Origin of the sequence: Proteus sp. HMSC14B05 (assembly GCF_001808035.1) — a bacterium.
GTDB classification, from domain to species: Bacteria; Pseudomonadota; Gammaproteobacteria; order Enterobacterales; family Enterobacteriaceae; genus Proteus; species Proteus mirabilis.
This window is the reverse complement of the sequence record NZ_KV791979.1, coordinates 71314-95572: the sequence shown is the minus strand read 5'-3', so window position 1 is coordinate 95572 and position 24259 is coordinate 71314. Positions and strand designations below refer to the sequence as shown.

Sequence of the window (24259 nt, the reverse complement as noted above, 5' to 3'; positions counted from 1 at the left end):
ATGAGTGAGAAAAGTATCGTCCGAGAGGCGAAAGATATTCGTCTAGCAATGGAATTAATCACCTTAGGTGCTCGCTTACAAATGCTTGAAAGCGAAACGCAATTAAGTCGAGGGCGTTTAATTAAATTATACAAAGAATTAAGAGGAAGCCCTCCTCCTAAAGGTATGCTACCTTTTTCAACAGATTGGTTTATGACATGGGAACAAAATATCCATTCTTCAATGTTTTATAATGCTTACCGCTTTTTATTAAAAAGCGGGGGGAGTGTAGGTGTTGAAGCTGTTGTAAAAGCCTATCGTTTATATTTAGAACAATGTCCACCTGTTAAAGATCAAGAACCTATTTTAGCACTAACACGAGCATGGACATTAGTTCGTTTTGTTGAAAGTGGTATGTTACAACTTTCTGTATGTACCAAATGTAATGGTTCATTTATTACACACGCACATCAGCCTGCAAGTAATTATGTTTGTAGTCTTTGTCAGCCTCCATCTCGGGCAATAAAAAAACGTAAACTTTCCGCCAATCCTGCCGATATTAACTTACAACTGTTGGATGGTCTTGAACAGTTTGCAATGTGATTCGAGATTGAAAGTTAAATATCAGGTTATAGATTAAAGACTCTATAACCTGAGTTGTTTCCTCTTCCCCTCCTATCTCCTTGCGGTTATGTTCGCCATTCTCTCTATAACGAAATTAGCTAAAGGGATATCGCGTGTTAGTACTCTTAGGATATATCGTGGTGATTTGTGCTGTCCTCGGAGGGTTTACCCTCGTAGGTGGACATCTAGGCGCATTATATCAACCCGCTGAATTTTTAATTATTTTTGGTGCCGGTATCGGTGCTTTTGTTGTAGGTAATAATGGTCGTGCGATCGTATCAACGGTAAAAATCCTACCGAAATTACTTCGTAACACTAACTACAATAAAGCGATGTATATGGATCTAATGGCATTAATGTTTCGTTTGCTGTCTAAAGCGCGCCAAAACGGCATGTTGGCATTAGAGAGAGATATTGAAAATCCACAACAAAGTGACATTTTTTCCCAATACCCTCGCATTATGAAAGACGTTTATATGCTCAGTTTTATTACTGATTATATGCGTTTGATGGTGACGGGGAATATGAATCCTTATGAAATTGAAGCACTAATGGACGAAGAAATTGCCACTTTTGAAGAAGAAAGTGAAGTACCTGCGGCGGGGCTCTCTACGATGGGCGATTCATTACCCGCATTTGGTATTGTGGCCGCGGTTATGGGGGTGGTTAATGCGCTAGGTGCTGCCGATAGACCTGCTGGGGAAATGGGGGCACTTATTGGTCACGCAATGGTAGGTACTTTCTTAGGTATTTTATTAGCTTATGGCTTTGTTTCACCATTAGCCTCTCGTATCAGACAACGCTCTAGTCAACAAATGAAAATGATGGAGTGCATCAAGACCACCCTGTTATCTAGCATGAATGGATATGCACCACAGATAGCGGTTGAGTTTGGTCGTAAGACCCTCTTTCTGGCAGACAGACCTTCATTTATTGAATTGGAAGAACATGTACGTCAGGTACGGACACCGATGCAGGCAAATCCTGATGCAATGAAAGAAGAGTAATTATGAAAAGTAATTCACAGATAATCAGAGTTAAAAAGCGAGGGAAAAAACAGCACAACGCACAACATGGTGCGTGGAAGATAGCTTACGCTGACTTTATGACTGCCATGATGGCTTTCTTTCTGGTGATGTGGTTACTTTCTATCGCTAGTCCTCAAGAGTTAACTCGTGTTGCTGAATATTTTCGCACACCTCTAAAAGTTGCCATTGAAAAAGGCCGCGTTAGTGGAGACGTGACAAACCCGATACCAGGGGGAGGACGTGATCCTGTGTATAACGAAGGTGATGTACTGCCAAAAGGTGTCGAAGATAAACAGCTCAATGAAAAACAGCAATTCCGTAAACTGAAAGAGAATTTAGAGCAAGTTATTTTACAAGATCCTCGCTTAAAAGATTTAAAACCTCATTTATTAATTGACATGATGGACGAAGGCTTACGTATCCAAATTATAGATAAAGAAAGCCGGCCAATGTTTAAAGTTGGCAGTGCCACTGTTGAACCTTATATGAAAGATATTTTAACTGCGATAGCGCCAATACTAAATGACTCGCCTTATAAAATCAGTTTATCAGGTCATACCGATGATATTCCTTATGCGAGTGGTGCACTCAAATACAGTAACTGGGAGTTATCAACGGATCGAGCCAATGCATCTCGTCGAGAACTTATTGGTGCAGGGCTTGCAGAATGGAAAGTACTACGGGTTGTAGGTATGGCATCAACTGTTCACTTAGTAAAAGAGGATGGTTTTGCTCCGGCGAATAGAAGGATCAGTATATTAGTTTTAACTAAGCAGGAAGAAAAGAAAATCGTACATGAAAATGAGCGGGTTGCACCAGCAATAAAAGAGGCATCAGAAATTAAACCTCTGCTTTCAGGGCAAGAAACCCCACAAGAAAACGGAGAAAATACACAGACGAATTCGTCTGTGTCTTCTTCTACATCTAAGCTTCCCGAATCAAAAAAGGAAAATGTTGAAACAGGAGTTTCTGGGGAAAGTTTGCCATCACAATCGACAAATATTACGACAAAACAGGAAACAACTCCTTAGTTTGTATGTAATCGCGTAAAGGTGAATGAGTAACGATGGATATTACCGAGTTTTATCAAACATTTTTTGATGAAGCAGATGAGTTGTTAGCTGATATGGAACAGCATTTACTGTTACTTGATCCGCAAAATCCAGATCAAGAGCAGTTAAATGCTATTTTTCGTAGTGCGCACTCCATAAAAGGAGGAGCCGCAACATTTGGCTTCGTTAAACTTCAGCAGACCACTCATGTGCTGGAAAACTTGCTCGATAGTGCAAGACGCCATGAAATGGTACTTACCGATGACATTATTAACCTGTTTCTGGAAGCGAAAGATATTATGCAACAGCAATTGGATGCACATAAAAACTCACAAGAGCCAGACGAGGAAACATTTAACTATATTTGTGAGAAGTTGCGTCAGTTAGCTCTAGAAGTCAAAGAGGAACAATCAACTCAATTAGGTGAGGGGAATGACTCAGTATCTTTAGCTGAAAGTAATGCCCCAACGGAGAACATCACTCCTGTTTCTGCAGTACATCATACTGACGATGAGCTTAGTAAAGAAAATCAACCACTAGCAACGGCTAATACACCAAATACTGACGGTCTTTATCAGCATCATATTATTTTATCTGATTTAAAAGAAACCGATATTGATTTAATGCTAGATGAATTAAAGCATCTGGGTGAAGTCAGTCAGGTTGAAAAACAGCACCATGGGTTGGAAGCGGTATTAAAAACCACAGCAACTCAAGAAGATATCAGTGCGGTATTATGTTTTGTGATTGAACCAGAACAGATTTCCTTTGCTAACGTTGCTGCTACTGAGGAAAAGGTAAAGTCTACAGATAAAACGCAAGAGCAAGCCGAACACTCACCCTCATCTGTGACAGAAAGTATCCAGCCTGCTGCTCAAACAGAGCAGCCAGCTACGATAGAAAAAAACGTTGCTGAGTTGAATAAAAATAGTCAAGCAGATGAAGTGACTAAAGTTGCCACAACCTTGCCACCAACTGCGACACCAGCGCCTGCGCGAAAACCTGTTGTTGCTCAGGCCAAAACGGAATCAACCAGTATTCGCGTTGCGGTTGAAAAGGTGGACCAACTGATTAACTTGGTCGGGGAATTGGTGATCACTCAGTCTATGTTAGCGCAACATAGTGACACGCTTGAGCCATCTATTCATAGTGATCTACTCAGTTGTATTGCACAGCTACAGCGTAACTCTCGTGATCTGCAAGAGTCAGTGATGTCTATCCGTATGATGCCGATGGAATATGTTTTTAGTCGTTTTCCGCGGGTCGTTCGTGATTTAGCTGGCAAAATGCATAAAAAAGTTGAGTTAAATATGATTGGTAGTTCAACTGAACTTGATAAAAGTTTAATTGAGAAAATCATCGATCCTTTAACTCACTTAGTCCGTAATAGTCTTGATCATGGTATTGAAATGCCTGCCGATCGCATTGCCGCGGGCAAACCAGAGGCGGGTCAATTAACGCTTTCAGCAGAGCATCAAGGTGGCAATATTTGTATTGAAGTGACAGATGATGGTGCTGGATTAAATCGTGAGCGTATTTTGAAAAAGGCGATATCATCGGGCTTAGCTGTTTCTGAAAATATGAGCAATGAAGAAGTTGCGATGTTGATATTTGCGCCAGGTTTCTCTACCGCTGAGGTTGTCACCGATGTTTCTGGACGTGGTGTGGGTATGGATGTTGTAAAACGAAATATCCAAGAAATGGGTGGGCAAATTCAAATTAGTTTTGAAGTTGGAAAAGGCACACGCATTCGCATCTTGCTGCCACTCACATTGGCCATTTTAGATGGCATGTCAGTAAAAGTGAATGATGAAGTATTTATTTTACCATTAGGAACAGTGGTTAGCTCATTACAACCTGAAGAGGAAGATATTTATCCTTTAGCAGGAGATGAAAAATTATTGCAAGTAAGAGGTGAATATTTACCGCTTATTGAATTACACCGTACTTTTAATATTGAAGGTGCGCAAACCGATATTACTCAAGCGATTGCGGTTATCGTACAAAGTGCAGGGCGCCGTTATGCTTTATTGGTCGATAAGTTAGTTGGTCAACATCAAGTGGTTGTTAAAAATATAGAAAGCAATTACCGAAAAGTACCGGGTATTTCTGCTGCCACAATCATGGGCGATGGTAGTGTTGCTTTAATTCTTGATGTTCCAGAATTACAACGTTTAAGTCATTCTCAAATGACAGAAAAGAAAAAGAATACAACTGCGCATACAGTTATTTAATAGTGAGGATAAAATAAGATTATGGCTGCGGAACATTTCGAGAAATTATCCGGTGAAACTGTTGGACAAGGATTTCTAATTTTTACGTTGGGCAACGAAGAATATGGCATTGATATTCTAAAAGTACAAGAAATTCGGGGCTATGACCAAGTCACTCGTATTGCGAATGCACCTAGTTTTATTAAAGGTGTGACCAATTTACGGGGGGTTATTGTACCTATCGTTGATCTACGAATTAAGTTTTCACAAGAAAATGTTACCTATAATGACAACACAGTGGTGATCGTGGTTAATTTACTCAACCGTATTGTCGGCATTGTTGTTGATGGTGTTTCTGATGTATTAACCTTAAAACCTGAACAAATCTGTCCTGCTCCTGAATTTGCGGTAACAATGTCAACAGAATATTTAACAGGATTGGGTACTTTAGATGAAAGAATGTTAATTCTGGTTGATATTGAAAAATTACTCAATAGCGAAGAAATGGAATTAGTTGATAGCGCAACAATTATGGCTAAATAAAGTTTAGCCTATTAATCTTATTCTTTAATACTGTTCCGGCTATCTTGCCGGAATAGTTTTTTCAATTATTTGTTATTTCTTGGGGCTTTAATATTAATTAAGTGAAATTAAATCAGAAAGAGTACTTTTAATTTTAGTTAAGTTATTTTTTTTAAATGTATTAACTAAAAAATGAATGTGCATTATGCCTAGCAGGTTTTTAAAATGAGAATTTAAAATATAACTTATTGATATTTAATTTATTTATTGTAAATAGAAAATAGTATCTATATAGGATAAAACCTATAAAGTTTCTCTTAAGTCTGCCGATAACTTGGTCATACCATCTATTATAAAAAGGGAAACTCATGTTTAGCCGAATGAAAATAGTGACTGGGTTGTTATCCATTCTTCTGTTGTTTGGTGTTTTGCAGTTTATCTCCGGGGGTGTTTTTTACTCAAATCTCAGTGAAACAAGACAAGATCTGGATAAAACTCTCACAATACAAAAACAGCGTGAACGTTTAGATGAAAGCTGGGCAAACTTATTGCAAGCGCGTAACAATATCAATCGTGCAGCTATAAGCTATCTGTTACAGGATAAAGATCTGAATGTTGATAGCTCGTTGTCTGTAGAATATTTAACTGGTCTGGCACGTAAAAATATGTCTCGGGCCGATGATAAATTTAAAGAGTTTGAACAGCATATAAATGCTTATCAAATTCATTCAGAAGAAGAAATACGCAATTTAAAAGGGCGTTTTATTGAGTATTTTTCTGCATTAAATCAGTTAGAAATTTTACTGCAAGATAAAAACTTAAAAGATTTTTTCGAACAACCAACGACTTCTTATCAAGATGGTTTTTATAAAGAGTATCTTGCTTATGTTATGCGTAATGAGAAGTTTAATAATCAATTAAATAGTGCATTAGAAGCTTCTCATCAGCGTTCTATTATCACGATGGTGATATTAGCCATTATTGTTGTTACAGCACTCATCATTTGTTGGTTTGCACTACGCAATGCATTAATTCGACCACTTAATTCATTGTTATTAAATATTAAAGCATTTTCTGAAGGGGATCTACGTCCCGATATCGAGGTGCATGGACGTAATGAAATGAGCTTATTAGCAAGTGGCTTAAAGCACATGCAACAAGAGCTTATACATACTGTTCGTGGTGTTTATCAAAGTACTGAGAATATCTATAACAGCACCAGTGAAATTGCCGCAGGTAATAATGATTTATCCTCACGTACTGAGGAGCAAGTTGCTTCATTAGAAGAGACTGCTGCGAGTATGGAGCAGTTAACGGCGACAGTAAAACAAAATGCTGATAACGCACGCCAAGCAAGTAACCTTGCCAATGATGCCTCAGATATTGCCCGCCAAGGTGGAAAAGTTGTGGCTAATGTGGTGCAAACGATGCACGACATAGCCGGAAGTTCTCAAAAAATCACCGATATTACAGCAGTGATTGATGGTATCGCATTTCAAACCAATATTTTGGCGTTGAATGCGGCTGTTGAAGCTGCGAGAGCCGGTGAGCATGGTCGCGGATTTGCGGTAGTTGCCGGCGAAGTCCGTAATCTTGCACAGAGAAGTGCAGAAGCTGCTAAAGAAATAAAAACGTTGATTGAAGACTCTGTTAGTCGCACTGAAACCGGATCGGTATTAGTTGAAAGTGCAGGGGAAACCATGACTCGTATTGTCGAATCTGTGACACGTGTTACCGATATTATGGGGGAAATTGCCTCGGCATCGGATGAACAAAGTCGAGGAATTTCACAAGTGGGTCTTGCGGTTTCTGAAATGGATCGTGTTACTCAGCAAAATGCCTCTTTAGTAGAACAATCTGCCGCCGCTGCTGCGGGTCTTGAAGATCAAGCAGTTGCATTAACCCGCTTAGTTTCCATCTTCAAATTACCGGGTCAGGAAGAAAAAGCATTAGAGAAAAAGGAATTGGATGCACCCCCTGTAGTACAAGCCGCTGCTCCACTTATAAAACCAGGAACCTCAGAAAAGAAAAAGAGCAGCAGTGTTGAAGATCCCGCTAACTGGGAAACTTTCTAACAACAACAAGTGGCTGACAAGCGGTAGTGATTTGCTACCGCTTATAACGAGGTGAAGGCATGTTTAGGTTTCGTAAATTAAAGATATCCACCAGTCTCTATTTATTACTGATGATGTTTTGTGTGATGCAAGTTATTTCCAGTGGGATCTCTCTGGGAATTATTCATTTAAACAACAATCAGATCACTCGAATTGATTTAGATACTGCTAAGCGAGATGAATTAGGATTAAGTTGGGTATCTTTAGTACAAGCACGTAATGCAATAAACCGCGTTGCGATAGGAATGAAAACTGAACAGTCAACAGATTATATCCAATCTATTGAATCAATCGCATTATCACGTTTGGAAACAGCAAATACTCATTTTCAAAATTTCCTTACAGATATTAATCAAGAGGTTATTCCACAAGAAGAAAAAGAGATTTTTAATACCGTAAAAAATGATTATCACGTTCTTTATAGTGCACTAATTGAATTACATGGCATGTTAAAAAAAGGCGATTTTCAAGGGTTTTTAGATCAACCAACGGAACGCTATCAAACTGCAATGGAAAATTCATTTAATACCTATATGAATTACGTTCAACACGAAGTGGCTGATTCGATTGAACAAGGACATCATTTTTATACCATCGCTATTTTAATGTTTATTGGCGCAATCACCATGGTAATTGTGGTGTCAATCGCCTCTCATCGCTGGTTAAGTTTTAATATTATTAAACCTTTCGCAAGTTTAAGCCGTTACTTTAATGATGTCGCAACAGGCAAATTAAATCGTGAAATTCTGGTTTTTACTGATGACGAAATAGGTGACATTTTTAGACGGTTACGTGAGATGCGTGGCGAGTTGGCGCGCTCTATTCGTATTGTTCGTGATAACAGTCAGGCGATGTATTCGGGTATTCAAGAAATTTCCAAAGGTAATACCGATTTATCCTCGCGCACAGAACAACAAGCTGCTTCTTTGGAAGAGACGGCTGCGAGTATGGAGCAATTAACGGCGACAGTTAAACAAAATGCGGATAACGCGTTACAAGCGAGTAAGTTGGCGGAATCTGCATCTGAAACTGCACTACGAGGCGGTGAAATTACTCACAGTGTGGTCGAAATGATGGATGCTATTACTCAAAGTTCTCAAAAGATAGGCGCTATTATTAGTGTCATTGATGGTATTGCCTTTCAAACCAATATCTTAGCGCTTAATGCTGCGGTAGAAGCGGCGCGAGCGGGTGAACAAGGACGCGGTTTCTCAGTTGTTGCAGGAGAGGTGCGTAATCTTGCTCAGCGTAGTGCTGAAGCGGCTAAAGAAATTAAAACACTTATTGACGAGTCTGTGTCTCGAGTCTCTCAGGGATCTCGATTAGTAAATGATGCGGGGCAAACGATGGAGGAGCTTGTCACATCTGTAAATAAAGTCACTGAGTTAATGGCCGAAATTGCCTCGGCTTCAGACGAACAAAGTAGAGGTATTCACCAAGTTGCTGATGCTGTTAGTCAGATGGATCAGGTGACACAACAAAACGCTGCTTTGGTGGAGCAATCAGCATCTGCTGCCACAGCATTAGAAGATCAGGCTAACAACCTGGTTAATGCTGTATCGGCATTCGAATTGCCTGACACGGATGAAGACGGATCTTCTCACTCCTTAGAAGGTAATGGGTTGAAGAAAGCAGATAAAAAATCATTTTTTAAAAAGACCCATTAAAAAATAATGAAACGTAATGTTACTGAAGAATTGCCAGATATCGCTGCTCAACCGTTAGATTTTTTTTCTGAACGGTTTATGTTGTCCGATGATCAGTTTCAATCAATCTGCCAATTAATTTATCAAAAAGCAGGTATTGTGCTGACTAACAACAAACGGGAAATGGTTTATAACCGTCTCACGAGGAGGTTACGTGAATTACGGATGAATAACTTTGGTGACTATCTTGCGTTTCTAAAAAGTGATGTATGCAACCCTGAATGGCAAGAGTTTATTAATGCGTTAACCACAAACTTAACTGCATTTTTTAGGGAAGCACATCACTTTCCTATTTTGGCTAAACACGCCAAAAACAGGGCAGGAGGAGTTTACCGAGTATGGTGTGCTGCCGCATCTACTGGAGAAGAGCCTTATTCAATAGCGATGACTTTGCGCGATGTTTTTGGGGATAACCCCTATAAAACAAAAATTATTGCCAGCGATATCGACACTAATGTGTTGGAAAAAGCCCGTAAAGGTGTTTATCGACTGGAAGAGTTAAAAACGTTAAACGAAGAATATTTGAAAAAATATTTTCTCAAAGGTGTTGGTGATTTTGCCGGATACGTGAAAATTAGACCACAAGTAAGTGAAATGGTCACTTTTCAGTATTTGAATTTACTCGACAAGCAGTGGAAATTAGAAGGGCCATTTGATGCGATTTTTTGTCGTAATGTCATGATTTATTTTGATAAAACGACACAGCAAAGCTTACTTCATCGATTTATACCATTGCTTAAACCCGATGGAATGTTGTTTGTAGGGCATTCTGAAAATGTGAGCCAACTAAGCAAGGATTTTTACTTGCAGGGGCATACGGTTTACGGGCTGACACCAGCAAGGAGAGGTTATGAATAAAATAACGGTACTCTGTGTTGATGATTCGGCGTTAATGCGCCAGATCATGCGAGAAATAATTAATAGTCACCATGATATGGAGGTCGTTGATTGTGCGCCAGATCCGATAGTCGCTCGTGACTTAATAAAAAAGTTTAATCCACAGGTATTGACGTTAGATGTTGAAATGCCACGCATGGATGGTATTGATTTTTTGGAAAAATTAATGCGCTTACGCCCTATGCCAGTGGTGATGGTTTCATCACTCACAGCCAAAGGTTCAGAAGTGACATTAAAAGCATTAGAACTGGGGGCGGTTGATTTTGTCACTAAACCTCAGTTAGGTCTACGTGAAGGAATGTTGGCCTACAGTGAACTTATTGCAGAAAAAATCCGAGCAGCGGCTCAGGCAAGAATTAGTCGTCATGAAACGAAAACATTACCGTCTAAGTCGTTATCATTTACTCCCATGATTTCGAGTGAAAAGTTAATCGCTGTTGGTGCTTCAACAGGGGGCACGGAGGCCATTCGTCATTTTTTAGAGCCATTACCTATTACCAGCCCTGCAGTATTAATAACCCAACATATGCCGGCGGGGTTTACTCATTCATTTGCAGAGCGGTTAAACCGTTTATGCCAAATCAGTGTGAAAGAAGCTGAAGATGGAGAACGGGTTTTACCTGGACACGCCTACATCGCACCGGGTGATTATCATATGGAGCTTCGTCGTAATGGTGCTAATTACCAGATCCATATAAATAAAGATCCTGCGGTAAATCGGCATCGACCTTCTGTTGATGTGCTATTTAATTCGGTTGCTAAATATGCGGGACGTAATGCTATTGGTGTCATTTTAACAGGGATGGGCAGTGATGGTGCTACAGGTTTATTAGCAATGCGTCGTGCAGGTAGCTACACATTTGCACAAGATGAAGCAAGTTGCGTCGTCTTTGGGATGCCTCGTTCCGCGGTCGAATTGGGAGCCGTAGATGAGGTAAAAAGTATAAGCTCAATGAGTAAAGCCGTGCTGATGAAAATCAGCACAACACAATCATTGCGTATCTGATTAAGTTCAGTTTAAACAGCAACACAGTAATTTGCCAATATATTTTGAAGGAGTTTTCAATGGCAAGTAAGGATCTGAGATTTTTAGTGGTTGATGATTTTTCAACAATGCGCCGCATCGTTCGTAATTTACTAAAGGAGTTAGGATTTATGAACGTAGAAGAAGCAGAAGATGGTGCTGACGCGTTAGCCAAGTTACAGAGTTCGGCATATGATTTTGTTATCACCGATTGGAATATGCCCAATATGGATGGGTTAGAGTTGCTGAAGAATATTCGTAGTGACGCAGGGCTTGCAACGCTTCCCGTTCTGATGGTGACCGCCGAAGCGAAAAAAGAAAATATTATTGCTGCTGCGCAATCAGGAGCAAGTGGATATGTTGTTAAACCTTTTACTGCAGCCATTCTTGAAGAAAAACTCAATAAAATTTTTGAAAAACTGGGCATCTAAGGAGTCGCAATGAGTGGGGATCCAATTATGCCGAAAGATAATGTCGAAATAACGTCAGATATTATCAGTCGGATCGGACAATTGACGCGTATGTTACGCGACAGTTTGCGAGAATTAGGATTGGATAAAGCAATAGCAGAAGCAGCAGAAGCCATTCCTGATGCAAGGGAAAGATTGGACTATGTTGCTCAAATGACCGCTCAGGCAGCTGAGCGTACATTAAATTGTGTGGAAGCTGCGCAACCAAAACAGGATGAGTTAAGTAGTCATGCAACTAAGTTAACTGAACGCTGGGATCAATGGTTTGAGCATCCAGAAGATCTCAAAGATGTACGCTCTCTTGTAACGGATACCCGCAATTATTTGCGGGATATCCCTGAAAGTGCGGCTTTTACAAATAGCCAATTACTTGAAATTATGATGGCGCAAGATTTCCAAGATTTAACAGGCCAAGTGATTAAACGTATGATGAGTGTGGTTCAAGAAATTGAAAAACAACTTGTTATGGTATTAATGGAAAATCTGCCACCAGAGCAACTTGAAAAATCCAATGCGAAAAAAGAGAGTGATTCATTATTAAATGGCCCACAAGTCAATAAAAACAATGCTGGTGTGATTAAGAATCAAGATCAGGTTGATGATTTACTGGAAAGTTTAGGTTTCTAATCTATTGGTGAGTTTAGGGCGATAAGGACATAACTGGCTTGCAGGAGGCATTCGCTCTATCTCTGCTCTTTGAGGATGTTCTATTTTATGGATAAAAAACAACCAAAAAACAGGTTAATAGCGCAGGCTATTGAAGAAAATGTAAGCCGCTTTATCTAAGCGGCTTTTGTTTGATGGTGAGAAATACACGCTTTTACCTTATATTCGCCACAGAATTATTCTTGCGATAAACCCTCCATATTTGCACCAAATAAATATGTTGTTTCAAAGGTGATGTGTAAGTAGCACACTTTTTTGCTGTTTATACCTTCATAGCCCAAAAAGCCCCGTAAATTTGCGATTGTTCAACCCATCAATTTCTTCTGAATTTGTCATGCTAAGAGACATTTCATTCAGGCTTTAATCTAATTATCTAAATCGGACAGACTGTGGCTGAAGATAGCGATCTCGAAAAGACAGAAGAACCCACACCCCATAAACGGGAAAAAGCGAAAAAGGATGGGCAAATTGTTCGTTCCAAAGAGCTTTCGTCCGTATTAATGATTTTAGGGGGCGTCAGTCTACTGTGGATGAGTGGGCGTTTTATCACTCGTGAGCTTTATGCCATGCTAACGGAAGGTTTTACTTTTAATCACCACATAATCGGCAACGAGAATTTATTGATCCCCCGTTTTGCCAGTTTAATGAAACAGGCTGTATTTGCGTTATCGCCAGTGTTTCTAGGCCTGGTCTTAGTGGCAATTGGTGGTTCAGCCGTATTGGGGGGGATTAATTTTAGTAGCAAATCTATCAAGTTTGATCCGAAAAAATGGAACCCTATTTCTGGCTTAAAACGTATTTTTTCAATGAATGCGTTAGCTGAATTATTTAAAGCGATTTTAAAATCACTCTTTGTCGGCTTAGCCGCAACGGTTTTCTTATGGCACAACTGGAACGATATTCTTCATTTGATCACGCTTCCTCCTTTAAGTGCTTTAGCTAATGCGATGCAACTGCTTATTTTTGCGGTCTATATTGCGGTTTTTATGCTTATCCCGATGGTGGCATTCGATATTATTTTTCAAATTCGTAGCCATTTGAAAAAGTTACGCATGACACGCCAAGAAATTAAAGATGAATTTAAACAACAAGAGGGTGATCCGCAATTAAAGGCGCGTATTCGCCAACAACAACACGAGATGTCGCGTCGACGAATGATGGCAGATGTGCCAAAAGCAGATGTCATTGTCACTAACCCAACGCATTACGCGGTTGCTTTGCAATATAACGACAAAATGGTTGCCCCGAAAGTACTTGCTAAAGGGGCGGGCGCCATTGCCTTAAAAATTAAAGAAATTGGTGCTGAACATCGAATTCCGCTTCTAGAAGCGCCGCCGCTTGCTAGGGCGTTATATCGTCACAGTGAGATAGGACAGGCTATTCCTGCAACACTCTATGCCGCTGTTGCAGAAGTTTTAGCTTGGGTCTATCAACTGAGACGATGGAAAACCGAAGGTGGTTTAAAACCTAAACAACCTATGAACTTGCCAGTGCCTCCCGCACTGGACTTTGCTGGAGAAGATAATCGTCATGGCTAATTTGGCCTCATTACTCCGCTTGCCGGGAAATTGGAAAAGTTCTCAGTGGCAGATACTGGCAGGGCCAGTACTTATTTTGCTTATACTGTCAATGATGGTACTGCCATTGCCACCTTTTCTATTGGACTTATTGTTTACCTTTAACATTGCCCTTTCTATCATGGTGCTATTAGTGGCCATGTTTACTAGGCGCACATTGGACTTTGCTGCCTTTCCTACAATACTTCTGTTCACTACATTGTTACGCTTATCGCTTAACGTTGCATCAACACGTATTATCTTGATGGAAGGACATACAGGTTCAGCGGCTGCAGGGCGTGTTGTTGAAGCTTTTGGTCATTTCCTCGTAGGTGGCAATTTTGCTATCGGTATCGTTGTCTTTATCATTCTTATTCTGATTAACTTTATGGTTATCACCAAAGGTGCAGGGCGTATTGCTGAAGTAGGCGCACGCTTTGTATTAGATGGGATGCCGGGTAAGCAGATGGCTATCGATGCTGATTTAAATGCTGGGATCATCAACGAAGAAGAAGCTAAAAAACGTCGTAAAGAAGTCTCGCTTGAGTCTGACTTTTATGGATCTATGGATGGTGCAAGTAAATTCGTCCGAGGGGATGCGATTGCCGGCTTAATGATCTTGGTAATAAACGTCGTTGGTGGTTTAGTGGTCGGTGTTGCACAACATAATATGGCACTTAACGATGCGGCAAGCACTTATACCTTATTAACCATCGGTGATGGGCTGGTGGCACAAATACCAGCACTGATTATATCAACAGCGGCGGGTGTTATTGTTACTCGCGTTGCAACCGATGAAGACGTCGGTCAACAAATGGTGACGCAACTCTTTGATAACCCTCGTGTACTGATGCTAACTGCGGGTGTTTTAGGATTGCTGGGGTTAGTACCAGGTATGCCAAACTTTGTTTTCCTCTTCTTTACGGCAGCATTAGCAGGATTAGGATGGTATATCTTAAAACGCCATAGCAGTCCTCAAATGCAACAACAAAAAGAGTTGGAACAAGTTGAAAAACAAAATCGGGTTGTTGAAGCCTCTTGGGAAGATGTGCAATTAGAAGATCCGCTGTCAATGGAAGTGGGTTATCGTCTTATTCCCATGGTCGACAATCGCCAAAATGGTGAATTGTTAGGTCGAATTAGTGGTATTCGCAAAAAGTTTGCACAAGAAATGGGGTATTTACCTCCTGTTGTACATATTCGCGATAATATGGAAGTAAAACCTTCCTCCTACCGCATTTTAATGAAAGGGGTAGAAATCGGCCATGGCGAAGCTCATCCTGGGCGTTGGTTGGCCATAAACCCCGGTAATGCAGTCGGAACGCTAGAAGGTGATAACACTCAAGAGCCGGCATTTGGTTTACCAGCAGTATGGATTGATGACAGTTTAAGAGAGCAAGCACAAGTACAAGGCTATACGGTTGTGGCGGCAAGTACAGTGATTGCAACACATTTTAATCATGTACTTAACCAATACGCATCAGAGTTATTTGGTCGCCAAGAAGCGCAAATGCTATTTGATAGGGTAAGCAAAGAACTACCGAAAATGACGGAAAATATGATCCCCGATATGCTGTCATTAACGGTGTTACATAAAGTATTGCAAAACCTGTTGGCTGAGCAAGTGCCTATTCGCGATATGAGAACCATATTAGAAGCACTTGCAGAGCATGCACCTGAGCAAAAAGATCCGGCAGAATTAACGGCGGTAGTTCGTGTGGCATTACGCAGGGCGATAACACAACACTGGTTTGGTGATAAAGAAGAGATACAAGTTATCGGATTAGATGCGGGACTAGAGCGTCTATTATTACAAGCGATGCAAAGCGGGGGGGGATTAGAGCCTGGCCTTGCTGAAAACATTGAACAACAAGCCTTAGATGCGGTACGCCGTCAAGAGATGTCAGGGGGCGTGCCAGTACTCTTGGTTAACCATGCACTACGTTCGCTGTTATCACGCTTTTTACGCCGTAGCTTGCCACAGTTAGCGGTATTATCAAATATGGAAATTAGCGAAGGTCGTCATATTCGTATGACATCAATGATTGGTGGGCAAAATAATTAATCATTAACCATTGATAAAAGTCTACTAAAACCACTAAATCATCATTTAGTGGTTTTTTTTAGTTTAAACAAGAAGAATATAAGTAATTGTTCTATATATAGAATATGTTTTAAATAAAAGCAATATTAAACATGGATATGGTGAGATTTATTTTGATAAAGAGGCTTATAGAATAACAGAAAGAAAATTAAATATTAATAGCTTGTTTGGTAATAGGGCTGTTTATATATCTTATTATTAATATTTAAAGATATTATTTGTATTTTTTAATATAAATACTTAATCGTTAATATATTATTTATATGTTTTTTAAATGCTTTGTCTATATGTTTTTTATATGGATTTTTTTTAAAATTAATTGTTCCTTGTGCTAATTATGATAATCAGTTTTAAAACCAAAGGAAATGTCCATGAAAAAAAACGCTCTATTTACTGTCTCACTGTTATCTGTATTTATTTCATTATCTTGTTATGCTCATCAAGATGTTATTTTACATTCTGATTCATTATCAGATGCAAAAGTATCTATTAATGATGACACAGGGAAAACACAAATTGAAGTGATAAATACTAATCAAAATGGTACCGCCCATATCTATTATGATCGTCTTGATGTTGGTGATTTTGGTTTATCATTAAAAAATAATGCTGAAGCAGAATTAATTATTAATGAGGTTGTTTCTAAAGAGTTTTCAACTCTAAGAGGTGAGCTTGAGTTACAAGGAAAAAAGGCAACAGTAGTTATAGCTAATCCTAATGGAATTTTTTGTCATGATTGTTCTTTCTCTGGAATTGATGATGTTAAGTTAATTACTGGAAGCAGTACAGGGAAATTTTCTAAGACATTCACTATAGCTGGTATAGATTCGAGTGTTGTTTTTGATATGAGAAATAAATTAGATAAAAATGAACATATGCATATTCATCGCAATTATAAAGATATTTCATCTGGAATAATAAATATTATCTCTAATGATATAGACTTGATTAAAGGTGATTTAAATGCTGAATATATTCGTTTTGATATGGGGTTAAGTGAGTTTAATCTTGGAGCTAAAAATGATTATAATAAATACAGCCATTTTTTGTTAAGGACAGAGGCAGGAATAAATAGTCGATATTTAATAATAAAAACAAAAAAGGGTGACATTTATAATTATGGTAATATAAATACTTTGTCACTAAATCATGAGTCTTATAACTTGATTAACATAGGAAACATAAATATAAATCAAGATGATAATTTATATAGAACAGTTTATGATGGGACGAAACAATCAAAAGTAATGGTTTATAATTATTCTTCTTATCTTAATAATTCATCATTTAATGTTAAAAATAGTATTCTATTTATGAAAGCGGATACGTTGCTTTTAGATAGAACATTTAATATTGATGATAGTTATTTATATGGAAGAGTAGGAACCCTAGGAACCATAGGAATAGGTAATATATCATTGTCGTATAATAGTGTTTTTCATATTGTCGCTGAGGATAGTATATCTCTTGGTGGTAAAATCCAGGGGGATGGTCGTATTATATTACAATTAAATGATGATAAAGTTGATATTGAAGGTAAAAACTTGTTAATAGGAACAGAGGGATTAAAATTAGAGGGGGGAACAAAATATAAATTAGGTAGATCAACTATTATAGATTATACTGAATACAAATAAGGCTATTTTAATTATTACTATCGATTTAAATCCTAACGCTAATTCAATATTTATCTGAAGGTTGTTACATATAAATCAATATATTAAATAAAATACTCCCTGTATTATATTGAGATAATACAGGGACTATTCTTTAATTATAAAAGAAAATTATATTTGTATTTTTCGCCCAGCTAATATTGAACGCTGTGCTTGTCCATCTGCACCATAAAGTGTTGGGCTATGATTTTTCTGTAGAAAATGTAGCGTTTCACTATTGCGAGTAATATGTTGCTCTAACAATAAGCCATTGTGTTGATTAAGATGTTTTAACTCTTCCGTTAGATCAACCAGTTGTCCCCATAAATCAGCTAAAAAAGGCTGTCCTTGATAGGGTCTATCAATACCAACTTGTTTACTGAGTATTTGACGTTTTTGATCGGTATGACCTAGGGCTGTTAATACAAAATTCTTCTGTTCAGTTAGTTCATGCAGCTTATTGATATCAATACTTCCTGCACATAATAACTGTTGCTCAGCACGTAAAATACCCGCAATGGTATTGAGCTGTGATAACTGAAGATCTAAGGTCTGGCGGAGTTCTTCCATCATAATCTTTAATATTATTTAGTTATGCTTTCAGCAGCTTCTCGGAAAAGTGCTTCCGCAATTTTGCTGCTATCCATTGTTAATGTTCCATCGGCAATCGCTGCTTTTAAACGGGCAACTTTCTCGACATTGATGTCTTGATTGCTAGGTTGAACTAATTTTTTCTGTGCTTCACTTAGTTTCACAGAAGTATCACCCGCCATTGCTTTTGTTTGCGTATTACCGGTTTTTCGTGCTTCTTGGGCACCTTCATTAAGGTTACGCTGAGAAATGGCCGTGATTGGGATAAGTGGATTTGTGCGTTCAATACTCATAGGAAAATCCTTTGTTAGGCATCAATTAATTGTCAGATGAAGCCATTGTAAACAACCTATGTGTTTTCGCCTATCATCTTGTAGCTTTATATCGGCAGTGTAGATATAAACTTTAATGTTATCTTACTCGTCATACTTCAAGCTGTAGCGTTGTTGGCGTCACTCATTCGCACTAGTCATATACTTATGTATGCTCTTAGCAACTCATTCGCTTGCCGCCTAGCTACAACTTGAATTATTTAGAGTATTTTTTCGTCATACTTCAAGCTGTAGCGTACTCATTAGCACTAGTCTACAAGCAGCGTTTTTATTCAACTTATAGTGCAAGAGAGTTTACCTTGTCTTGCTATCATTAAAACGGTTAACAAGTCATTTAATATAGGCTTATTCTGCTTATCGTTACCTTTAATTGTTATCATTAATGTATTACAAGGGGATACGCACAGAGCCATTTTCCAGCGCTTCACCAGTAATAATTTGCCCTGATTTGACCCGTATACGAATACTTTCATTGGCAACGGCATTGTTAATCGCTTTTCCTTCATAACGGATTTGAAAGTGATCACCTTGTGCAAAAACCGTTACAGTCTGCCCCGCTAAAATGGCCCAAGGGCGACGAACCATAGTTGATGTTATTGGTTTTTCGGTCGCAATATGGCGCATAGCAATGGCATTTTTAATAAAAACAGCATCTCTTAACACGTCATAAGGTAGCTTTTCTAAATCTCCTTTTATGATCTTAATCGAAGATTTTGTTATTACATCATCACGATTAATCTCTTTTTTAGCGACTAAATATTGTCCATAAACACTCACATCTACTTGTATAAAACGACGTTGATTATCGCACTGAATGGGGATAGAAAGACGTCCCCAGTTGCGAGAGCCTGCATGCTGTAGGATTTCTTGTTGTTGGCAATGTGGCCATTTATCCTCTGGGGTTAAAACGGTTACGGTGACTTTATCGTCTTTGTGGTGGCGCGTTTGGAAAAATTGCTGTAGCGCTTCGGGTAGGGGATTGGCTATACCGCTATTTACTATAAAGAAAAAAGAAATAACACCGATAAACGTTCTAACAGACATAGTTTGTATCACCTTATAAAGTTTATGCTAATGGTGTGGTTAAACTTATTTAGCCAAAATAGTGTACATCCTCTTCACATACCTTAAACGCATAAATAGCAATTCAATTTACCCCTATTCCTCCAATCATCTTTTTTTTGAGCGTTTATTCTGTTAACTGAAATTGTTTTATCAGCTGAGGTGAGTGGTTTAGCCACCAAGGATAGAAGATGCTCGATAAATTAGAAAATACGTTTCATTTTCAACAAGAAGCGCTTTCACTACGTAATAAACGCCAAGAAATTTTGGCGGCAAATATTGCCAATGCTGATACGCCAGGCTTCCAAGCTCGGGATATTGATTTCGCAGCTGAGTTGAAAAAAACCATGGAAAACGGGCGTACTGGTAGTCATGGATTGCAACTAACAATGACATCAGAACGGCATATTCCTATTAAGCCGGGTTATCGCTTAGAGGCTGATTTGCTTTATCGGGTTCCTCATCAAACATCGATGGATGGTAACACGGTCGATATGGATATGGAACGGAGTAATTTTGCCGATAATAGCGTTAAATATCAGGCAGATGTGACATTTATTAACTCTCAAGTTAAAAGCATGATGGCTGTATTGCAACAAGGATAAAGAGTATGTCTTTATTTAGTATTTTCGATATTTCAGGTTCTGCACTTTCAGCACAATCACAACGTTTAAACGTCAGTGCAAGTAATATGGCCAACGTAGATAGCGTTGTGGGGCCTGATGGTGAACCTTACCGTGCAAAACAAGTGGTTTTTCAAGTGAATGCGCCTGCGGGTCAAGATATTGGTGGTGTTCATGTTACGCAAGTAGTGGATGATCCGACCCCCTTTCGTATGGAATATCAGCCAGGAAATCCATTTGCAGATGAAAAAGGCTATGTGCGTAAGCCTAATGTCGATGTAGTCGGTGAAATGATCAACACCATTTCGGCGTCAAGAAGTTATCAGGCTAACGTTGAAGTGATGAATACAGCGAAATCGCTGATGCAAAAAACGTTAATGATAGGTCAATAGGGAGAATAAATTGTGGGTATTTCTGCCTCAATGAATGAACCTACTGATAATACCATTATCGGGGAAGCGCCTTCATCCTACCACACTAAAAAAGGGGGGAGTGATGATATTAAAGGTAATTTCCTGACGTTGCTTATCACGCAGATGCAAAACCAAGATCCCACCAATCCAATGCAGAATAATGAGTTAACGTCACAGTTAGCACAGATTTCTACGGTTGAAGGGATAGAGACGCTAAATAAAACAGTCAATACCATTGTTGGGCAAATTGACCAAAGTCAGGCATTACGTGCGACCTCATTGGTTAATCATATGGTGATGATTGCCGGTAATGAAATCAGCGTTGATAAGATTAATAATGGTGAAAACGCTGGATCTGATACAGATAAAGATACAGATAAAGATACAACACCTGATACTAAATTAGGTAAGTTACGTGCATCTACTGATGCGACAGATAATGAAAATATCTTCTCCAGCGCTTTTGGTTTTGAATCCTTTAGTCCAATAGATACGCTTACAGTCAATATTACTGATAGTAGTGGGGCTAAAGTTCGCACGATCGAAATGAATTCAAAAATTCTGCCGGATGTTTATCACTTCTTTTGGGATTGCACTGATGATGATGGTAATAAAGTTCCTACTGGAAAATATCAATTTACAGTAAATGCCACATTTAATGATGCTCAAGTTCCAGTAAAAACACTTAAAAGTGCGATAGTCAATTCCGTTTCTATGAAAGAGGGAAAACCTCATCTTGATGTTGGCCTCGGTGTCATCGTTTCATTGGACGAAATTCGTAAAGTTTTTTAATCAACATTAATTCAATAATGGAGGGCGCATGTCCTTTTCTCAAGCAGTCAGTGGTTTAAATGCAGCAGCCGCTAATTTAGATACTATTGGTAATAATATCTCAAACTCTGCAACCTACGGTTTTAAGGGGGCAACAGTCTCTTTTGCCGATGTTTTTGCCGGCTCTGGTGCAGGGCTTGGTGTAAAAGTATCAGGCATTAGCCAAAACTTTAAAGATGGTAGTATCACTACTACTAACCGCCCAACCGATGTGGCGATTTCTGGTGGTGGTTTCTTCCGTATTGAAGATAGTAACGGTGGCGTTTTCTATTCACGTAATGGTGAATTTGGCAAAGATAAAAACGGCTATCTCACTAATATGCAAGGCATGCGTATTACAGGTTATCCAGTACAAAACGTAGACGGTAAAAATGTAGTACAAAAAGGGGCAACACCAACGCCTATCATTATTCCTACCGATATGATGAATGCAAGTGCAACCGATAAAATGGATATGACGGTTAACTTGAATTCAGCTGAAGAGGCTATCGATCAAACAACACATAAATTTGATCCCAAAGATAACGATTCTTATAACTTTAGTACTAACGTGACAACCTACGATAGCTTAGGTAATGAACATAACCTGAACTTATTCTTTGTTAAAACCAAAGATAACGAATGGAGTGTTTATGCTCAAGACACCACAACAGGTGAGCCAGCACAAGATCTGGGTAAATTAGTTTATAAGGATAACGGGGTATTAGATGAAACAGCACCTAAGCTGAAAAACTTTACTACCGTTGCTTATAAAGGTTCACAACCCATGGATATGGAAATGAACTTTAGTGGTAGTACGCAGCAAAAAGTCGCTGAATCAAGTGTCTCTAAACTCGCGCAAAATGGTTACCAAGCAGGGGAATTTACCAATTTCCGTATTGAGCCAGATGGTTCCATTATGGCGACCTACTCAAACCAACAAAGCCAAGTGGTTGGTCAAATCGCATTAGCTAACTTTGCCAATCCTGGTGGCTTAAGTTCACAAGGTGACAATATGTGGTCTGAAACCAATGGTTCAGGCTCACCCATTGTTGGTGTGGCAGGCTCTGGCGTATTCGGTAAATTAACCAACAATGCCTTAGAAGCCTCTAACGTAGATATGAGCCAAGAGTTAGTTAACATGATTGTTGCTCAACGTAACTATCAATCTAATGCGCAGACTATCAAAACTCAGGATCAGATCCTGCAAACACTAGTTAGCATGCGCTAATAACGCAGGAAATCATCTGTTATGGATCATGTGATTTATACCGCGATGGGCGGTGCCAGACACTCAATGGAAAACCAAGCTGTCGTGGCGAACAATTTAGCAAATGCATCAACACCAGGGTTTAAAGCGCAACTTAGTGCGATGCGAGCCGTACCTATCAATGGCGAAACCTTACCGACGCGTACACTTACCGTCGAGTCAACGCCCGGTAGTGATCAGCGTCAGGGAACGATGAATTACACCGGCAGACCGATGGACGTTGCTTTAAGTGATAATGGCTATTTGGCTGTTCAACTTGAAGATGGTACGCAAGCGTATACCCGAAACGGCAATATTGAGCGTAACGCTGATGGCATGTTGATGGTACAAGGGCGTCTTTTGATGGGCGATAATGGCGCAATTGAAGTGCCACCACAAGCGGAAATTAGCATTGCTAATAACGGCATTGTCACAGCTCATGTCCCTACCGATCCACCAAAAATGCTAGGGCAAATTGGTCGCCTAAAAATGGTGAAGCCAGAACAAAATGATTTGGTACGAGGCGATGATGGTCTATTTCACCTATCACCTCAAGGTACAGCACGAGTGGGTGAAACGTTACCTGCGGACGATAACGTCAAAGTCCTTGCTGGTGTATTAGAAGGTAGCAACGTCAATCCTGCTGAAGCCATGGTCGATATGATTGCCAATGCCCGCCGTTTCGAAATGCAAATGAAGGTGATCCACAGTGCAGATGATAATGCGCAACGCGCTAACCAATTGCTATCAATGAGTTAAATAGTGTAAGGGGAAAACCATGATCCGTTCTTTATGGATTGCTAAAACAGGGTTGGATGCACAACAAACTAACATGGATGTGATTTCCAACAACCTCGCAAACGTCAGCACAAATGGTTTTAAACGCCAGCGTGCGGTTTTTGAGGATTTACTCTATCAAACTATTCGTCAACCGGGAGCGATGACATCCGAGCAGACGAATGCGCCTTCTGGTTTACAAATTGGTACTGGTGTTCGCCCAGTGGCGACAGAACGTTTACATAGCCAAGGTAATTTAGCCCAAACTAATGGTACGCGTGATGTTGCTATCAAAGGGCAAGGTTTTTTCCATGTTCAATTACCTGATGGTACGGATGCTTATACTCGTGATGGCTCTTTTCAAATGGACCAAAATGGGCAATTAGTGACCTCCAGTGGCTTTCAAATCGTCCCAGCGATTATTTTGCCAGAAACCGCTAAAAAGGTGATGGTAGGTCGTGATGGTATTGTCAGTGTGGAGATTGAAGGATCGCCTGCACCTCAACAAGTAGGACAATTAACCCTCACCACATTTATTAATGATAGCGGGTTAGAAAGTGTTGGGGAAAATCTGTACTTAGAAACAGCCAGCTCCGGAGCACCCACTGAAAATGCGCCGGGTATTAACGGTGCAGGCTTGTTATATCAGGGATATGTTGAAACCTCTAACGTTAATGTCGCGGAAGAATTGGTCAATATGATCCAAACTCAGCGTGCTTATGAAATTAATAGTAAAGCGATTTCAACTTCTGATCAGATGTTACAGAAACTCACGCAACTCTAATTTCGTTG

23 protein-coding genes are annotated in these 24259 nt (G+C 39.4%); 20 read left to right on the top strand and 3 right to left on the bottom strand.

Annotated features, from left to right (window positions below; all coding sequences use genetic code 11):
- The 14 genes from flhC to HMPREF3129_RS04550 all read left to right on the top strand — a co-directional run bounded on the left by flhC (position 1) and on the right by HMPREF3129_RS04550 (position 17592).
- A complete protein-coding gene (gene flhC, locus HMPREF3129_RS04615; RefSeq protein WP_004243567.1) occupies positions 1–582 on the top strand; it encodes a flagellar transcriptional regulator FlhC in 582 nt (193 codons plus the stop codon).
- 134 nt (positions 583–716) lie between these two features.
- Positions 717–1610, top strand: coding sequence for a flagellar motor stator protein MotA (gene motA / locus HMPREF3129_RS04610; RefSeq protein ID WP_004243566.1), 894 nt, complete (start codon positions 717–719; stop codon positions 1608–1610).
- Positions 1611–1612: 2 nt separating this feature from the next.
- Positions 1613–2662 carry a flagellar motor protein MotB gene (motB, locus tag HMPREF3129_RS04605; protein ID WP_004243565.1) on the top strand — a complete coding sequence of 350 codons (1050 nt, stop codon included), beginning with the start codon at positions 1613–1615 and terminating at the stop codon, positions 2660–2662.
- Positions 2663–2697: 35 nt separating this feature from the next.
- A complete protein-coding gene (gene cheA / locus HMPREF3129_RS04600; RefSeq protein ID WP_004248350.1) occupies positions 2698–4917 on the top strand; it encodes a chemotaxis protein CheA in 2220 nt (739 codons plus the stop codon).
- A gap of 21 nt (positions 4918–4938) precedes the next feature.
- Positions 4939–5439, top strand: coding sequence for a chemotaxis protein CheW (gene cheW / locus HMPREF3129_RS04595; RefSeq protein WP_004243558.1), 501 nt, complete (start codon positions 4939–4941; stop codon positions 5437–5439).
- A 347-nt stretch (positions 5440–5786) separates the two neighbouring features.
- Complete coding sequence (locus HMPREF3129_RS04590; protein WP_012368063.1) at positions 5787–7493, top strand: methyl-accepting chemotaxis protein; 1707 nt, start codon at positions 5787–5789, stop codon at positions 7491–7493.
- A 59-nt stretch (positions 7494–7552) separates the two neighbouring features.
- Positions 7553–9199 carry a methyl-accepting chemotaxis protein gene (locus tag HMPREF3129_RS04585; protein ID WP_004248349.1) on the top strand — a complete coding sequence of 549 codons (1647 nt, stop codon included), beginning with the start codon at positions 7553–7555 and terminating at the stop codon, positions 9197–9199.
- Between the two features lie 6 nt (positions 9200–9205).
- Entirely contained in the window at positions 9206–10096 is an 891-nt protein-coding gene (gene cheR / locus HMPREF3129_RS04580) for a protein-glutamate O-methyltransferase CheR (protein ID WP_004243555.1), read from the top strand.
- Positions 10089–11141 (top strand): protein-glutamate methylesterase/protein-glutamine glutaminase, encoded by a 1053-nt coding sequence (locus HMPREF3129_RS04575; RefSeq protein WP_004243552.1) that lies wholly within the window; start codon positions 10089–10091, stop codon positions 11139–11141. The genes cheR and HMPREF3129_RS04575 overlap by 8 nt, the downstream gene beginning before the upstream one ends.
- A 59-nt stretch (positions 11142–11200) precedes the next feature.
- Positions 11201–11590 carry a chemotaxis response regulator CheY gene (cheY, locus tag HMPREF3129_RS04570; protein WP_004243551.1) on the top strand — a complete coding sequence of 130 codons (390 nt, stop codon included), beginning with the start codon at positions 11201–11203 and terminating at the stop codon, positions 11588–11590.
- 9 nt (positions 11591–11599) lie between these two features.
- Positions 11600–12256, top strand: coding sequence for a protein phosphatase CheZ (gene cheZ / locus HMPREF3129_RS04565; RefSeq protein WP_004250768.1), 657 nt, complete (start codon positions 11600–11602; stop codon positions 12254–12256).
- 428 nt (positions 12257–12684) lie between these two features.
- Complete coding sequence (gene flhB, locus HMPREF3129_RS04560; protein ID WP_004243547.1) at positions 12685–13833, top strand: flagellar biosynthesis protein FlhB; 1149 nt, start codon at positions 12685–12687, stop codon at positions 13831–13833.
- Positions 13826–15916, top strand: coding sequence for a flagellar biosynthesis protein FlhA (flhA, locus tag HMPREF3129_RS04555; RefSeq protein ID WP_036918562.1), 2091 nt, complete (start codon positions 13826–13828; stop codon positions 15914–15916). Before flhB ends, flhA begins: the two co-directional genes overlap by 8 nt.
- A 410-nt stretch (positions 15917–16326) precedes the next feature.
- Positions 16327–17592 carry a two-partner secretion domain-containing protein gene (locus tag HMPREF3129_RS04550; protein WP_036918559.1) on the top strand — a complete coding sequence of 422 codons (1266 nt, stop codon included), beginning with the start codon at positions 16327–16329 and terminating at the stop codon, positions 17590–17592.
- Between the two features lie 150 nt (positions 17593–17742).
- Here the strand turns inward: HMPREF3129_RS04550 and HMPREF3129_RS04545 are convergent, their stop codons facing one another.
- The 3 genes from HMPREF3129_RS04545 to flgA form a co-directional block, all read right to left on the bottom strand.
- Positions 17743–18180, bottom strand: coding sequence for a flagella synthesis protein FlgN (locus HMPREF3129_RS04545; RefSeq protein WP_223805438.1), 438 nt, complete (start codon positions 18178–18180; stop codon positions 17743–17745).
- 14 nt (positions 18181–18194) lie between these two features.
- Complete coding sequence (gene flgM, locus HMPREF3129_RS04540) at positions 18195–18494, bottom strand: flagellar biosynthesis anti-sigma factor FlgM (RefSeq protein WP_004248342.1); 300 nt, start codon at positions 18492–18494, stop codon at positions 18195–18197.
- Between the two features lie 426 nt (positions 18495–18920).
- Positions 18921–19577, bottom strand: a complete 657-nt coding sequence (flgA, locus tag HMPREF3129_RS04535) for a flagellar basal body P-ring formation chaperone FlgA (RefSeq protein WP_004243539.1) — start codon at positions 19575–19577, stop codon at positions 18921–18923.
- 209 nt (positions 19578–19786) lie between these two features.
- Here flgA and flgB point away from each other — a divergent pair, with 209 nt between their 5' ends.
- Genes flgB through flgG form a run of 6 tightly spaced genes read left to right on the top strand, consistent with a single transcriptional unit; the run spans position 19787 to position 24251 of the window.
- Positions 19787–20200, top strand: coding sequence for a flagellar basal body rod protein FlgB (flgB, locus tag HMPREF3129_RS04530; RefSeq protein WP_004243538.1), 414 nt, complete (start codon positions 19787–19789; stop codon positions 20198–20200).
- Positions 20201–20205: 5 nt separating this feature from the next.
- A complete protein-coding gene (gene flgC / locus HMPREF3129_RS04525; protein WP_004243537.1) occupies positions 20206–20610 on the top strand; it encodes a flagellar basal body rod protein FlgC in 405 nt (134 codons plus the stop codon).
- Positions 20611–20622: 12 nt separating this feature from the next.
- Positions 20623–21423: a flagellar hook assembly protein FlgD gene (locus HMPREF3129_RS04520; RefSeq protein WP_036918557.1), complete on the top strand. Its 801-nt coding sequence runs from the start codon at positions 20623–20625 to the stop codon at positions 21421–21423.
- Between the two features lie 28 nt (positions 21424–21451).
- Positions 21452–22672: a flagellar hook protein FlgE gene (flgE, locus tag HMPREF3129_RS04515; protein ID WP_004243535.1), complete on the top strand. Its 1221-nt coding sequence runs from the start codon at positions 21452–21454 to the stop codon at positions 22670–22672.
- A 21-nt stretch (positions 22673–22693) separates the two neighbouring features.
- Positions 22694–23449: a flagellar basal body rod protein FlgF gene (locus HMPREF3129_RS04510; protein ID WP_004243534.1), complete on the top strand. Its 756-nt coding sequence runs from the start codon at positions 22694–22696 to the stop codon at positions 23447–23449.
- A 19-nt stretch (positions 23450–23468) separates the two neighbouring features.
- Positions 23469–24251 carry a flagellar basal-body rod protein FlgG gene (gene flgG / locus HMPREF3129_RS04505; RefSeq protein WP_004243533.1) on the top strand — a complete coding sequence of 261 codons (783 nt, stop codon included), beginning with the start codon at positions 23469–23471 and terminating at the stop codon, positions 24249–24251.
- Positions 24252–24259 lie beyond the last annotated feature (8 nt).

Coding starts and splice junctions, on each gene's coding strand:
- HMPREF3129_RS04575 (WP_004243552.1), top strand. CDS start 10,089: ATGAATAAAATAACGGTACTCTGTGTTGATGATTCGGCGTTAATGCGC.
- flgC (WP_004243537.1), top strand. CDS start 20,206: ATGTCTTTATTTAGTATTTTCGATATTTCAGGTTCTGCACTTTCAGCA.
- HMPREF3129_RS04550 (WP_036918559.1), top strand. CDS start 16,327: ATGAAAAAAAACGCTCTATTTACTGTCTCACTGTTATCTGTATTTATT.
- cheW (WP_004243558.1), top strand. CDS start 4,939: ATGGCTGCGGAACATTTCGAGAAATTATCCGGTGAAACTGTTGGACAA.
- HMPREF3129_RS04585 (WP_004248349.1), top strand. CDS start 7,553: ATGTTTAGGTTTCGTAAATTAAAGATATCCACCAGTCTCTATTTATTA.
- HMPREF3129_RS04545 (WP_223805438.1), bottom strand. CDS start 18,180: ATGGAAGAACTCCGCCAGACCTTAGATCTTCAGTTATCACAGCTCAAT.
- flhC (WP_004243567.1), top strand. CDS start 1: ATGAGTGAGAAAAGTATCGTCCGAGAGGCGAAAGATATTCGTCTAGCA.
- cheR (WP_004243555.1), top strand. CDS start 9,206: ATGAAACGTAATGTTACTGAAGAATTGCCAGATATCGCTGCTCAACCG.
- HMPREF3129_RS04590 (WP_012368063.1), top strand. CDS start 5,787: ATGTTTAGCCGAATGAAAATAGTGACTGGGTTGTTATCCATTCTTCTG.
- motB (WP_004243565.1), top strand. CDS start 1,613: ATGAAAAGTAATTCACAGATAATCAGAGTTAAAAAGCGAGGGAAAAAA.
- cheA (WP_004248350.1), top strand. CDS start 2,698: ATGGATATTACCGAGTTTTATCAAACATTTTTTGATGAAGCAGATGAG.
- flgE (WP_004243535.1), top strand. CDS start 21,452: ATGTCCTTTTCTCAAGCAGTCAGTGGTTTAAATGCAGCAGCCGCTAAT.
- HMPREF3129_RS04510 (WP_004243534.1), top strand. CDS start 22,694: ATGGATCATGTGATTTATACCGCGATGGGCGGTGCCAGACACTCAATG.
- cheZ (WP_004250768.1), top strand. CDS start 11,600: ATGAGTGGGGATCCAATTATGCCGAAAGATAATGTCGAAATAACGTCA.
- flgA (WP_004243539.1), bottom strand. CDS start 19,577: ATGTCTGTTAGAACGTTTATCGGTGTTATTTCTTTTTTCTTTATAGTA.
- flhA (WP_036918562.1), top strand. CDS start 13,826: ATGGCTAATTTGGCCTCATTACTCCGCTTGCCGGGAAATTGGAAAAGT.
- flgM (WP_004248342.1), bottom strand. CDS start 18,494: ATGAGTATTGAACGCACAAATCCACTTATCCCAATCACGGCCATTTCT.
- cheY (WP_004243551.1), top strand. CDS start 11,201: ATGGCAAGTAAGGATCTGAGATTTTTAGTGGTTGATGATTTTTCAACA.
- flgG (WP_004243533.1), top strand. CDS start 23,469: ATGATCCGTTCTTTATGGATTGCTAAAACAGGGTTGGATGCACAACAA.
- flgB (WP_004243538.1), top strand. CDS start 19,787: ATGCTCGATAAATTAGAAAATACGTTTCATTTTCAACAAGAAGCGCTT.